This is a genomic window from Microbulbifer sp. THAF38 (assembly GCF_009363535.1).
Classification (GTDB): Bacteria; Pseudomonadota; Gammaproteobacteria; order Pseudomonadales; family Cellvibrionaceae; genus Microbulbifer.
Window position 1 is genome coordinate 2,825,055 of the sequence record NZ_CP045369.1, and the last position, 14,409, is coordinate 2,839,463.

The following is a 14,409-nucleotide window of genomic DNA, read 5'->3' on the forward strand; positions in this document are numbered from 1 at the left end:
GGGGAACTCAACAGGATTTATGAAATGGCATTGATGCAACTTCACCAATAATTTATCCACGACAGCGGAGCGGAATCTAGCCGCCCCGCTATCGGGCTAATCACTAAAGAGACTTACAATCCCTCAGAAGTCATACGACACGCGCAAACCCACAGTACGCGGGCGATTGGTGGTGATGCGCTTGGAATTATCCAGGGTATTGATAAACAATTCCGCGCGCTCGTCGGTGAGATTCTCAACGTAGAGCTCTGTACCCCAATGCTCCTCGCGCAAACCGAAAGACGCATCCACGGTAGTGTAAGAGTCTTGCTTAAATCGGTCGTTCGGATCGATCACAATAGAACTCCAGGCTTCATCGCTATAAGAAACGCCCGCCTGCCAGTAAGCACCGAAGCTGGCCAGATCCCACTCGTAACGAGCACGCAGATTCATCTGCAGAGGTGGAGACAGGGCCAGTTCACTGCCTTCAGGAGCCACGTTAACCGCACTGCCTAGCACATCGGTAATTTCGGTATCGTTGTAAGACATAGCGCCGATAAGCTGGAGGTTATCAATTGGCAGCCAGGTCACATCCATCTCAAGCCCACGGATTTCCGCATCCAGGGCATTGTCGAGATAGAACAGGAAGTAGACATCGGGATCAAATACCGCAGTTTGAATATCTCTCCACTCTACGAAATAAGCGCTACCGTTAAATTGAAGGCTCTGATCCAAGAGAGTCGTTTTCCAGCCCGCTTCGTAGTTATCTACGGTATCGGTACTGATGGTATAGGGTACTACCGTCGTCTCATTGCCATTGCCGCCGCCACGGTTGTAAGCGGGCGGGCGGAAGCCCTCCGAGTAGGTTGCATAGAGCATTACATTATCTGTAGGTCTATAGCTGAGGGTGAATTTGGTAATGACATCACTCTCATTCATGGGGACATCGATACCGGTCTCCTGCCACTTGGAGTCCAGGTTATCGCCGTACATATCCAGGTCAATACCGCCTGCATTGCCAAACGAGGAGTTCGCGGAGCCCAACAACTCCACATCGATATCGTAATGACGCAGACCAACTGTGGCACTGAGCTGGTCGGTGATGTCATAGGTCAGCTCACCAAAAAAGGCCAGCTGCTCTTCTCTGCGGGTAATATCGTTAAAGAAAGCCACCCCTTCCGGGCGAGCGTTCGGGTCGATAGCAGTGGATTTCACCGGATCAGTGGAGTCCGGAGACCAACCGCGCGGATAGTTTTGCGGGAAGCCCAATTCCAAAATGGACTGATAATCAAAATTGCCCCGGTCGAGGATTTCGATATCCTCATAAAAAGCACCTACCGTAAGGCGCAGAGCGTATTCCTGCGGCGTGGACAGACGCAGCTCGTGACTGGTGCGGGTATTTTCCATAAAGCCCACATAGCCCTTTGTGGGATCGTAGCAAGTGTCCACATAGTTACAGGTGTAGTAGGCCGCATAGTTGCCCACATCGTTGTAACCGGTGTAGTCCATAGATTGCTCCACCTCGCGATCGAGGTAGGCACCAGTATACACGATATCCAAAGCCGCCAGGCGCCCTTCAAGAGTCCAACTTGTCAGATCAAAGCTGTCTTCCAGGGTATCGTCGTAGAATCGGTTTACTTCCAGATCTCCAACTTCTTCCGGGTCATGGTCAAACACCCCATCAGCTTCCAGATCTTGATGAGTGTGCTGCACCAGCAGAGACCAGTCATCACTGATCACATAGTTCACCCCTAAGCGAACCCCTTTGTAACTGGAATCGTTAAAGTCTTCCTCTACCAGCGCTTCACTGGAAGCGCTCACAACCGGCAGCCCCTCCCAAGCTGGATTAACGGAAGCATCGGGAGTGTAAGTACCGGCCACATTATCGATATAACCGCCTTCATTGGATTGATAGGCCGCTACGCGCACAGCCAGCTTATCCTCAATCAAAGGCAGGTTGATCATGGTTTCCAAACTATCGGACAGCTCGCCATCCTTAGTGGTCGCCAACCCCGCTTCTATACTGAGATCGAACTCGTCCAGCTGTGGTTTATTGGTGATCAAACGTACGGTACCCGCTTGGGAGCTGGCCCCAAACAGGGTGCCCTGCGGGCCTTTCAAAACTTCGACACGCTCAATATCGGTGACATAGACATCCAAATTCCTGCCACCAATACTCACTGGCGACTCATCCAGATAGAGCGCAACATTGGGTGCGGTTCCATTGGCCTGAGACAGCTGGGTGGCAATGGTTTCGGTCGCCATACCGCGAATGTAAATAGAAGATTGCCCGGGCCCACGCCCCCCGGCAGTCACATTGGGCATAAAGCGAATATAGTCATCAAAGTTAGAGACATTCAGGTCCTTCAAGCTTTCTTCGCCCAGAGCCTGCACGGTTACCGGGATATCCTGCGCGCTTTCAGCGCGCTTGGTAGCCGTAACAGTTACTTCCTCGATTTGCCTGGACTCGGCAAATACCGGTTGGTGGGCCAATACCGCCGCTCCTGCAGCCAGCACCGCGCTGTGCAGCTTGCTTTTCTCAAACACAGAAATCTCCTTAATTGACTTCGAATTATGCTTACCCAGTGCCCTAAGCAGAGGCTGACAACTCCTTTGGCAACCATACCCATTTGCTTAGTGCTGTAATTATTTTTTCGGAAATATGATCTTTGAAATAAACAGACTCACACTGTTCTAACTATCACAGGAAGGCCTAGATAGATGAAAGTGGGATCATAAGTATAAATTTTGGACGGAATTCTATACAAAACCCTTAGAAATATAAAGTTGGTATGTTTTTTAACCAAAAAAGCCCCGATGGAGAAAATTGGTAACGACTGGCAGCAAATAAATTTTTAGGGGTGTAATATTTTGATATCTAATATTTAAATCACTTAGAGTATCGCCCCAATATCAACAGCCGCTTGCGAAAGATCTAACTGGGTTGGGACTGGGACTGGGAAGCGAGCGAGTGGACAGGACTTGCTACAAGCACGCTTTTAGAACCTGCTCTCATGTGGCCACCTCTACAAGCAGGACAACGAATGGAAAGGGCCCTATAAATAATCAACTGCTATTAACGCCTTGCGAACAATCAGAACCCAGTAGCCACCAATAGGAAAAGAGTCAATTCCCAGAGGTAAAGCTGCTTATCTTTTTTCTAGATCGGGAGCTACCTTCAAGAAATAACACTTCGATAGGGAGATCACAGTCTAACAAAACACCGTTGATATCGGCCTGGGTCAACGCTTCAAAGACGGTATTTGATCCCCCATATTCCATTAACTAGCTTCCTATTTAAGATTACCCTCTAAGCAACCGAGATCACCTGGAACTGATTATGCAGTCGGCTTTTTCAACTTATAAAAGCAATCTATATAAAATATGCTAAGCTTGATTTCTTATCAAAAATACACATAAAAAAGGAGGAAATCGCTTTTAATCGTGAAACTCCACCCCATCACTAGCAGTATGGCAGCGCCCAAAACAATGCTTGCCCTATGGCGCTAGCCTATTAGTCGACATGCCTACTTTTCTTTGTAGAGCTTGGCACATGAAAAAATTCGAATCCGCCGAAATAAAGAATTTAATTACCGACTTTGATGGGACTCTTTGGCAGGGCTCCGTTGCAGAAAAAGAAATACCTCGCCTTAATTCTGATTACTATCATTATCTTGTTGATCTCTACAGAAAGGGTGTTGTCATCATCGGGATAAGTAAAAACGATAGGAGTGATGTGCAGGCGGCATTTCGAAAACTGAATATCAATAAAGAAATTTTTTTGACCGTCATTGCCAACTGGCAGCCTAAAACGGACAATATACACGCGCTATTTCAACAGCTCTCTCTTAAGGCCTCCCATACAGTCTTTATAGATGACAACCCACTGGAAAGAAGTGATGCGCAGGCCGCATTTCCAGACCTTTATGTACTGGATTTCAAAGAATGGCATTTACTTCAAGAAAACCCATACCTTAAAAATCCCATCTCCACTGAAAGGAGCATCAAAGACCGATACAAAAAGTATCGTCACGCACTCAATTTTTTTGATGCCAGAGCTCACTTTGATAAATCTGACAAGGAATTCCTATTCTCAAGAAATCGCTCGATACAAATTGGCTCCCCAGCCAATGAAGAAGAATTTTCCAGAGTTGCTGAGCTGTTCTTTAGAACAAATCGATTAAACTTTAACCCACGACAACTACCCTCAATTGAGGAGTCAATCGCTTATATACAAGGAATAGTCGAATCTGGAGGGAGGATTTATTCTGTTTCTGTTAAAGATGGAGGAGAATCCCTTGGGATACAGGCTGCATTTACAGTAGTCACTAATGGGCCAGCATCCATTGTCAACAATGGCACCATTTCTTGCAGTATGATCAGTTTTGGCGATTTTGAAGGAAAGATTCTAAATGAACTGCTAAAAAAGTGGTTCAAATATTCTAAGAAAGTGGAAATTCTAGTAAGGCGCACTAAAACCAATACCAGGATCTTTGAATTACTTAAAAAATTTCACTTTAAGTTAAAGCGCCAAGATAATTTAAACTCTACCTATTCCTTAAAGAGGGATCAATTCAAGGAGATCTCTGTACCCTGGATCAAATCCGATGAAGACGCTGAAGTAGACTACGATTATTTTGGCGTTCCGGCTATTAGAAATTATTTCTTAAATCGGGAGTGGAATAAGATACCAGCAAGCTCTCACGTGGTTCTATTGGGCTCAGGGCAAGGCGAAACACTAGGTGTAGCTGTTACCAATAAGCTCTTTAAGCACTTACAGGCCATAAACACAAAGTATGACCTTGTCGATATCGAAGACTATGGATTCAATATCGTCGCCAATGCAGAAAACCTAAACGATATTTATAAAGCGGAATCCGTTGATTATATTATCTGCACCGAGCTTCTTGAGCATACTGAGCATTATTGGAGAGTGATTAACGAACTATTGCGAATTCTCAAGGTTTCAGGTCAGGCGTTTGTCAGTGTACCCTTTAACTTTCCAGCACATGAATATCCAATTGACAAGTGGCGATTATCATTCGAATACCTTAAGGAAACTTTTGGAGTCTGCTGCAAAATTGAAGACTACCATCTTGAGGGCGACCCAAACAACCCACGCCATATCCTATTAAGCCTCACCAAAACAGGCGCTTTTCTTCAACACATAGAACCTAAGCAGGGATATATAGACCCCCATACTGGATTAACTTATATTTTTAGCGATCATGAAAAAATTAAAAAATTAAGCCATTAACTAAAAACTCTACAACAGCACTTAAAAACCGTCTTACATCCCCCTCTATTCTCTTTCAGTCCACCCAGCCTGAAACCATCGGTACACCGGTAAAGGTGTAATTAAATACTCTCACTATGGGTAATGATACTAATTCAAAATATTACTGGATAAAAAAAGGCCGCATCAGTCGATGCGGCCTTTTCGAACTAATTGTTAAGCTAAACGATCAGTTCTTAGAAGCAACGGTGCTCTCTTTCTTCTCCGGGATCGGGAAGCCACGATCACGCATCAGCGCTTCGATATTGGCATCACGACCACGGAAAGCACGGTAGGCATCTGCGGGATCTACAGCATTACGTGGTGCAAACAAGTGCTTCACCAGCTTGGCTGCTACTTCTTTGTCGTAGAAGCCACCTTTAGACTCGGAGAAGGCCTCAGAGGCGTCGGAAGTCAGCACGTCGGCCCACATGTAACCGTAGTAGCTGGCTGCATAACCTTCACCAGAAAAGATATGGCCAAAGTGCGGGGTGCGGTGACGCATGACCAGCTCGTTCGGCATGCCCAGCTTGTCCAGAGTTTCACGCTCAAACTTATCTGGGTCGATACCCTCAGGATCGACAGTGTGGAACTTCATATCAATCAGCGCAGAGGCCAGGTACTCAGTGGTGGCAAAACCAGAGTTGAACTTGGCGGCTTTCTTAATCTTCTTCACCAGATCCGCAGGAATAGGCTCGCCAGTCTTGTAGTGCACCAGGTAGTTATCGATGACCGCATCGGTAGACAACCAACGCTCCAGCAGCTGGGATTGGAACTCGGTGTAGTCGCGAACGCCGCTGTTCAGGGTCGGGTAGGTCACGTTAGAAGCGAGGAAGTGCAACGCGTGGCCAAACTCGTGGAAGAAGGTTTCCGCATCGTCCCAGCTCACCAGCACAGGCTCACCCGGCGCGCCCTTGATAAAGTTGGAGTTGTTAGAAGACAGGACGTTCTTCTTGCCATCAAAGGTGGAGTGGTCACGATACATGGTTGCCCAGGCACCGGAACGCTTACCAGCACGGGCAAATGGGTCCAGGTACCAGAGGCCGATATGGTCGCCACTGGTCTTGTCAGTGACTTCCCAGACTTTTACATCTTCGTGGAATACCGGTACAGAACCCTCTTTTACCGGGGTGAACTTGAAGTTGAACAGCTCACCAGCCACGTAGAACATGGCTTCACGCAGATTATCTAGCTGCAGGTACTGCTTCACTTCATCGGAGTTCAGGTCGTACTTGGCTTTGCGAACCTTCTCGGCGTAGTAACGATAGTCCCAGGGCTCAATAGTGATATTGGCTTTCTCGGCATCTGCCACCGCCTGCATATCAGCGACTTCTTCTTTTACGCGAGCAACCGCTGCAGGCCAAACCGCTTCCATCAGCTCCATGGCGCGCTCAGGGGTTTTCGCCATACGGTCTTGCAGGCGCCACTCCGCGTAGTTGTCAAAGCCCTGCAGGCCCACACGCTCATCGCGCAACTTCAGGATCTCAGCAATGATGGCGTTATTATCGCGCTCATCGCCATTGTCGCCACGGCTGTAGTAGTTGGTCCACACTTGCTTGCGCAACTCACGGTTGTCGGAGTAAGTGAGGAATGGGTCCATGGAGGAGCGGGTATTGGTAATTGCGTACTTGCCCTTCTCGCCCTTCTCTTCCGCCAGAGCTGCCGCCGCTGCAACGAAGGATTCCGGCAAGCCGCTCAACTGATCTTTGCTCAGGAAGATATCGTAGCCTTCCTCATCTGCCAGTACATTGTTGGAAAACTTGGTGTAAAGCTCAGCCAGGCGCTTGTTGATTTCCGCATAGCGCTCCTTGGCCTCACCCTCCAGGGTGGCACCATTGGTAGAGAACTGGGTATAGATCAGCTCAACCACACGCTTCTGTTCGGCATCCAGGTCCATCGCGTCGCGCTGGTCGTAGATCGCCTTGATACGCTTAAACAAGTCTTTGTTCTGGTAAATTTTGGACTCGTAATCAGCCCAGATCGGTGCTAGCTCTTGCTGAACTTTGCGGAACTCCGGTGAAGACATATTCGCAGCCCAGATTCCATAGTAAGCCGTTGCGCGGCCCAGCTCTGCGCCACTACGCTCCATAGGCACAATGGTGTTAGCAAAGGTTGGCTTGGCAGGATCTGCAGCGATCGCATCCAGCTCGGTAAGGCTTATCTCAATGCCCTTTTCAATTGCAGGCTTGAGATCTTCCAGCTTCATCTTGTCAAACGCAGGTACACCACCAAAGGGACCAGTCCACTCTGCCAGCAGCAAGTTACTGGCGTGCTCTGGAGTTACAGCCATGGACTCTTCGGCTTTCACAGTGTCTTTAGCTACCTCAGCCTGCTTTGCCTTTTCACCACAACCGCCCACAACCGCCAGGGATGCGGCTACGGCTAGTGCGATCATTGTCTGACGCATTTGCTATCTCCTCGTAAAAAAGGGTCTTGTAATAGTTTTAAGAGCGGGATTCTACCCTCTCTTGACCTGTGCCGGCCAATTCTACCGCCTCTGTGGCCTGGAACTGCGACTAACTGAGCGATTCGTGCGACAACCTCCTCCCCCTGAACTACCGGCACCTCCATGGAGATGAAGAGAACACCCAATATTGTTAACGGTTTATTAAGTTAATTCATTTGAACATAAGAATCATTCGAATGCTTAGTCAATGCGGCTCGCTTAGCCTCACCATAATAAGTTGGGGAATCTATAAGCTGGGGGATCTCAATACGAGTGCTGCTAACCAAATAATCTGCAGAGCACCAAGTGGCCAGCGGAGACAAGCCCGTTAAAACATTTAACTCTCACTGCTGGGAGGAATATTGTTTGTGCAGATAAGAAAAAGAAGGAATTTAAAACTCATTTTTTTGGGCAACCCTCTTTTCTTAGCCTACTTCTACAGGCGCTATAGCTAAGGACCTTGGCTAACGTCAAAATCTATAAGTCCTTTTTCCAACAAACCAGCATTGCCATTGGTGGAACACACTCAGAGTTTTCCAAATCTCCACACCAATTACCCACATTCTTCCCGAGTTCAACAAACTTCTGTAGAGATAGATTACTTTCAATTGCCACCATCAAAATATCTGACAAGGTGTGATGAAAATTATAATTTTCTTTAGCCTGATATTTTCTGCCATCCAAATAGCCCAATCCTTGATCATCCTTTTGCGGCTCGCGATTGAAATAAGACATGGCAATGTATGAGGGGTCACCTTCTTCATACATATTTAGAACCGGATGTATTTCTTCCATTAAAAGATAACCACCCGGCTTCAGCAGCGAAGCGCAGATACTCATAAACTGCTTAAGGTCCGGCATCCAGTTCAGTACGCCAATCGTGATAACTGCAAAGTCAAAACGGCCTTTATACTCATCAGGCAGCTCATAGATATTAGAGCAAACGATCTCTATATCCGAACATCCCGAAGCATTTACCAAAAGCCGGGCCTGATCGACAAAGGCTTGAGATCCATCAATGCCGACGCAACGACCAGCCCCTTTCTTTTTTATGGAGATAAGATCTTTTGCATTATTACAGCAAACTTGTACTACTGACTTTCCGGAAAGATCAAACCCATCCAACAAGTCATCAAAATCTTTTTCCAAGATATTAAAATTAGACTCGGAGACTTTTTCAAGTAGACCCTTGTTTAATTCCCAGTGAATAGGTCCAGCCTCATCCCAGGAGGCCAAGGATTTACTGACAAAAAAATCTGTATTTTCTTTCATGGAACACCTCTTTAGCGCCCAGCTTATATTTTAATAAACTCGACTGATCCATTCTGGGACTTTACAACGCCCTTATCCTGAAAATGAAATGAAAGATCTCTTTGGAACACTCCAAAATGCGCCTTGTATACCGCCCCAGTTTTTAGCAGTAGTCCACTGAGCCCTCCCCAGCTCACCATCACTTTATCCCCTTCAATATAGAGTTTTTGCTCCGGCCAGCCATTACTATTCACATAGGTACCAAGCAAGTTTCCTGGGAAATTTTCGGCGCTAACAACCAAGGCAGGATCTGGAGCTCCCAATAGCTCGCCTCGAACAGACTTCTCCAGTCGATTCATCTCCTGCTTAAACAGCGCATCCCTATTTGCTTTATTTAAAATTGAGTTATACGTATAATTAGCTATTACATGGGGTAACATATAAGCAGCATCCTGATTAGTGAATGCAATTACACCAATCTCTCTTTCTGGTATAAATGATACATGGATGCTATATCCACCATAATTTCCAAACCGCGTTAAAAGAGTTTCTTCATTATACTCTGCCAGATCCCACCCTAAGGTGTAGCCAGATCGTTCATAGGTGAAATAGGTTTTTGATTGATCTATCTGCTTTTCATGAAGCTCATCAAAAATATCAATATTAGATACATTTGACCTATCTTTGTTTATATTTACCTGAAGCCATGTCGCCAAATCGTTTACTGTCGAAACCAAGCCTCCTGAGGGGTGCATCGTTAGATCAGACTTGAAATGTCCTGAACTAAAGATATTACCACTACTGGAGGTGATAATAGATGGAAGAAAATTTTCCACTTTGGATACCTTATTCGTAGTCGAATTCATATCCAGAGGCTCAGTTATATACTTCTCTATAAGCTCTCCCCAAGCTTTTCCAGTGACGTTCTCTGCAATCATCGACGCGACTATCGGGCCCGTATTAGAATACCTAAAGTTGTAATCTGGCGCTATAAGTAGATTCTCACTCAATGAATGTACCAGCTCGTCTGGACCGGAATAACCTAAAAAAGCTGACTTAAAGGTATGTTGGATACTTGTAAATCCTGCCGTATGGGTCAGTAAATCCCTAATACTGATCTTATTGGTATCAACTTTTCCCTCAAGCCCCAACTGGAGCTTATAAGATGATATGGGTTTATCTAAATCCAACTTGCCCGAGCTATGCAGGATAGCCATCAAAGTACTGGTAAAAGACTTTGTGTGACTTGCGATTAAGATAGGAGTGTTCTCTGTAACTTTAGGGCCATCTTCAGAATAGGCATAAAAAAAATCAAGCCCTTTCTTATCAACTACTGCAACAAAATGTGAGCCAATTAAGCCGTTACTATTAGACAGCTCCGCCAGAGCTGATTTTATTTCTTTTTCAATACTATCATCTATGGCATAACAGTTATTGCCGGCAATCAAAGCCATTACGATATCAACAAGAAGCCTTATTATCATATCTAAAATTCTTTTTCTAAATGAGATCGAAATTGGAAAAGTTAACTGGCAACCAATTCAAACACTAACTTCATCTTTAAAAACAAGCAGCAACTATGCAAAATACGATAAATAGAATGTATATATAGGTATTCCGCAAAAAATACAATTAAACTATATCGGGATTACAGAATACTCTTGATCTTGACTCATTGTTGGACCCCCAAGTACAACCTCAATTTTCGTTACCGCTCATTATTATCCAAACATCCTTCACAGGCCTAAATTTCTCTTCAAGGCTAAGTATCTAACTTCAGATCCAGGAGTAAAATTTGTATACTTGCTACTATAGAAGCAGGATTTAAGGCCATGGCTCCACTGAGTGATCTCCCAAGAAAGAAAAGCGCAGAAACCGATCGCAAGTTTATTGAAGCCCTCGCCCGAGGACTGGATGTTCTGCGGGCTTTTCAGCCCGGTGATGGCTTTCTGGGTAACCTTGAAATCGCCCAACGCACAGGCTTGCCTCGCTCCAGTATTTCACGGTTAACCTATACTCTGACAAAATTAGGCTATTTGACCTACTCAGATCGACTGGAAAAGTACCAATTAGGAAGCGGCGTACTAGCACTGGGTTACTCTTTCGTGTCCAATCTGGCTATTCGCCAGGTTGCCAAGCCCTTAATGCAAGACCTGGCAAACTCCACCGGAACTGCTGTAGGGCTGTCTGACCGTGATCGGCTCGAAATGATATTTGTCGAGTTTTGTGCAGCCGCTAATGTTACGACTTTTCGCTACGAAATAGGTAACCGTGTTTCTTTAGCTACCAGTGGTTCAGGAAGGGCTTTCCTGGCAGCGCTACCTCAAGAGGAGCGCGAGTACTTTTATGGGCACTTGGAGAAAAGAAATAGCGAGCGCTGGCTAAAAATCAAGGTTGGAATTGAAGAAGCGGTAGCAAGCTATAAGCAGCGCGGCTTTTGTTGCTCCTTTGGCGACTGGAATCGCGATGTTAATGGTATTGCTGTCCCACTACAATTAAGCCAGGGGCGCATTTATACATTTAATGCGGGCGGGCCTGCTTACCGCCTGAGTCCAGAATTCTTAGAAGAAGAAGTCGCCCCCTTATTGAAAAATATGGTCGGCAATATAGAGGCCATGCTGATCCGCTACTAGATAGCTTAACCCCAGGTTAGTAGCTCAATGCGACCAACCTGGGGGGGCAACTCATCACCTCACGGCTGCCTGCCTCGCTAGTGCCCGGCAAATCGGCGGGTATGATAATCCGTACTACCGAACAAATACTGGATTGTGGTTAAACGTTTAAAGTAGTGGCTTACATCCAACTCCTCTGTAACCCCTATACCGCCATGTAACTGAATTGCTTCCTGGCCTACTAACCGGGCAGCTTTTCCAATGCGGCTTTTTGCTGCAGAAATTGCCTTAGGGGCAACGCCATTATTCACATCCAACTGTAACGCTGCCATTAATAGAATAGAACGGGCCTGCTCATATTCGGTAAACATATCCACCATCCGGTGTTGCAAGGCCTGGAACTTACCAATGGCAACGCCAAACTGCTCCCGGGTCTTTGTGTATTCCACGGTCTTTTTATAAATTTTCTCCATGGCTCCTACTGCCTCGGCACACAGCGCCAGTGTGGCCCGGTCAATTGTCTGTTCGATTACTGGTAAAGCAGCTCCCTCCTCCCCAACTCGGTTTGCCACAGGAACCATCACGTTATTAAACTTTACTTCAGCCGCACGGTGCCCATCCACAGTGGCATACCCCTGGCGATGAACACCCTCAGAGTTGGCATCTATCAATAATAAAGTGATACCTTCACAATCATGCTGACCGCCGCTAGTACGCACTGCCACCAATAGTTTATCTGCGGCTGAACCGTTCAAAACAACGGCTTTGTGGCCATTTACTACGTAGCTGTCTCCGTTCCTTATAGCTTTAGTAGTAATATCAGACAGGTTGAAACGGCTCTGGGGCTCAGCAAATGCAAATGCCAGTTGCAACTGGCCTTCCATCAACAAGCTTATTAACTCTCGCTTCTGCGCCTCATTGGCACCGCTTGCTATTAGTCCACCACTTAAAACTGCACTGACCAGGAAGGGTTCCACTACCAGGCCACGACCAAACTCTTCCATCACTAACATTAGATCAACAGCAGAGCCACCCAAACCACCGTCTTCGGCACTAAATGGAACCATTAGCCAGCCCAGCTCGGCAAATAACTTCCAGTTATCCTCACTAAACCCAGTATCACTTTCTATTAACTTGCAGCGACGATCAAAGTCATAATCCTGTTGAATAAATTTGCTCACACTGCTTTGCAGCATCTGCTGCTCTTCGCTATAGGAAAAATCCATCGTTCCAATCCTCATTAAACATCGCGTTTACAGACCAAGTACCCACTTGCTGATAATATTTTTCTGAATTTCGTTACTACCACCATAAATTGAGGATTTACGGTTATTTAAGTAACGGGGCACGCTGCTGGTAATAACTCCAGGGCCTACATGCTCGCCATCAAATCCGCTTTTAAATTGCTCCCGGACAAATGGCATTCCGTAGTAACCCGCAGTTTCCATGTAAAGTTCATCAATAAGCTGGGCGATTTCAGTTCCTTTAATTTTTAAAATGGAGGATTCCGGCCCCGGTGCATTACCGGTACTCACTGCCGCAAGTGCTCTTAGCTCAGTAAACTCCAGAGCTAAAAGATCTATTTCAACTTCTGCGAGCTTTTGCGCAAAGGCTGGATTTTCCAGGAGGCTGGCGTCACCATCACAAGTATCACCTGCCAGCTTTTTCAAAGTCTGTAAACGTTTTTTGGAAGTAGCAACCCTTGCAATGCCTGTGCGTTCATGGGTCAACAGTACCTTGGCATAAGTCCAACCGTGACCTTCCTCTCCTATTCGATTGGCCACGGGTACCCGTACATTGTTGAAATGCACCTCATTTACTTCATGATGGCCACCCAAAGTGATAATAGGCGATACCGTAATACCCGGGTGGTTCATTTCAATTAACAGGAAAGTGATTGCGGCCTGGTTCTTGACTTCGGGGCCTCCGGTACGAACCAGGCAGAAAATCCAGTCGGCCCAGTGCCCCAGAGTCGTCCAGGTTTTAGTGCCATTAACGATATACTCATCGCCGTCTCGCACTGCTATGGTTTTTAACGACGCCAAATCAGAGCCCGCATTTGGCTCCGAATACCCTTGGCACCACCAAACATTACTTGCCAAAATATCCGGTAAAAACCGCTGTTTTTGCTCTTCACTACCATAAGTGAAGATAACCGGTGCAACCATTTTAAAGCCGAAAGGAATTACATCTGGCGCGCCGAAGTTGGCACACTCATTGGCCCATATGTATTTTTGTGTTGGCGTCCAACCGGTACCCCCATATTCAACTGGCCAGTTAGTCGCAGCCCAACCCTGTTCGTACAGGATCTTTTGCCAGCGTTCATAGTCCTCTTTTCCCAGGGGAATTTCATCCAGAGTCCTCTCACTGATATCCGCCGGGAGCTTCTCTTGCAGGAATTGCTTAACTTCCTGCTGAAAAGCTAATTCTTCGGGGGAAAAATCTATATTCATTCGCTTGCTCCTGTTTTTATGGGTGCAATTGGCAGAGATTTTTCAGCTAACTTCCTTCACCAACTTGCACAATCAACATGTACTAAATTCGGAAGTTCCCTTATACAAGCGGAATAAATTCACTTTCGATCTGGCTCGGGGAGTTCCACTCTTTGTCTTAATTAAACCTATCTACAAACAATTTCAGGATGATATTGATATCTGAGCATCGCAATTTTGACTTTTTCCGACTCACGCAAGTAGGCCCTCAATTATCGAGACAACTCTATTGACGCAACTTTCTACTTAGTGGCGTTTATATATAGCTGATGTAAATATTTATCCGCCAATTCCCACCAATTAGCTTTTAAATAACCACTCGACGCACAAAACATTACCATTGAATTCCGCAGA

8 protein-coding genes are annotated in these 14,409 nt (G+C 46.1%); 2 read left to right on the forward strand and 6 right to left on the reverse strand.

Annotated features, from left to right (window positions below; all coding sequences use genetic code 11):
- Positions 1 to 123: 123 nt before the first annotated feature.
- Positions 124 to 2,526 carry a TonB-dependent receptor gene (locus tag FIU95_RS11920; protein WP_152453987.1) on the reverse strand — a complete coding sequence of 801 codons (2,403 nt, stop codon included), beginning with the start codon at positions 2,524 to 2,526 and terminating at the stop codon, positions 124 to 126.
- Between the two features lie 1,006 nt (positions 2,527 to 3,532).
- Between FIU95_RS11920 and FIU95_RS11925 the strand changes: the two genes are divergently transcribed.
- Positions 3,533 to 5,236, forward strand: coding sequence for an HAD-IIIC family phosphatase (locus tag FIU95_RS11925; protein WP_172975387.1), 1,704 nt, complete (start codon positions 3,533 to 3,535; stop codon positions 5,234 to 5,236).
- Positions 5,237 to 5,444: 208 nt separating this feature from the next.
- Here the strand turns inward: FIU95_RS11925 and FIU95_RS11930 are convergent, their stop codons facing one another.
- The 3 genes from FIU95_RS11930 to FIU95_RS11940 all read right to left on the reverse strand — a co-directional run bounded on the left by FIU95_RS11930 (position 5,445) and on the right by FIU95_RS11940 (position 10,435).
- Positions 5,445 to 7,661, reverse strand: coding sequence for a M3 family metallopeptidase (locus FIU95_RS11930; RefSeq protein WP_152453989.1), 2,217 nt, complete (start codon positions 7,659 to 7,661; stop codon positions 5,445 to 5,447).
- Between the two features lie 516 nt (positions 7,662 to 8,177).
- The gene (locus FIU95_RS11935) at positions 8,178 to 8,972 is read right to left on the reverse strand and encodes a bifunctional 2-polyprenyl-6-hydroxyphenol methylase/3-demethylubiquinol 3-O-methyltransferase UbiG (protein ID WP_152453990.1); all 795 of its coding nucleotides are present in this window, start codon (positions 8,970 to 8,972) and stop codon (positions 8,178 to 8,180) included.
- 23 nt (positions 8,973 to 8,995) lie between these two features.
- Positions 8,996 to 10,435 carry a serine hydrolase gene (locus FIU95_RS11940; RefSeq protein ID WP_152453991.1) on the reverse strand — a complete coding sequence of 480 codons (1,440 nt, stop codon included), beginning with the start codon at positions 10,433 to 10,435 and terminating at the stop codon, positions 8,996 to 8,998.
- A 348-nt stretch (positions 10,436 to 10,783) separates the two neighbouring features.
- Between FIU95_RS11940 and FIU95_RS11945 the strand changes: the two genes are divergently transcribed.
- Positions 10,784 to 11,584, forward strand: a complete 801-nt coding sequence (locus tag FIU95_RS11945) for an IclR family transcriptional regulator (RefSeq protein ID WP_152453992.1) — start codon at positions 10,784 to 10,786, stop codon at positions 11,582 to 11,584.
- A 77-nt stretch (positions 11,585 to 11,661) separates the two neighbouring features.
- Here FIU95_RS11945 and FIU95_RS11950 read toward each other — a convergent pair whose 3' ends face one another.
- On the reverse strand, positions 11,662 to 12,789 hold the full coding sequence (locus tag FIU95_RS11950) for an acyl-CoA dehydrogenase family protein (protein WP_152453993.1): 1,128 nt from the start codon (positions 12,787 to 12,789) through the stop codon (positions 11,662 to 11,664).
- Between the two features lie 27 nt (positions 12,790 to 12,816).
- Positions 12,817 to 14,016, reverse strand: a complete 1,200-nt coding sequence (locus FIU95_RS11955; protein ID WP_152453994.1) for an acyl-CoA dehydrogenase family protein — start codon at positions 14,014 to 14,016, stop codon at positions 12,817 to 12,819.
- Positions 14,017 to 14,409 lie beyond the last annotated feature (393 nt).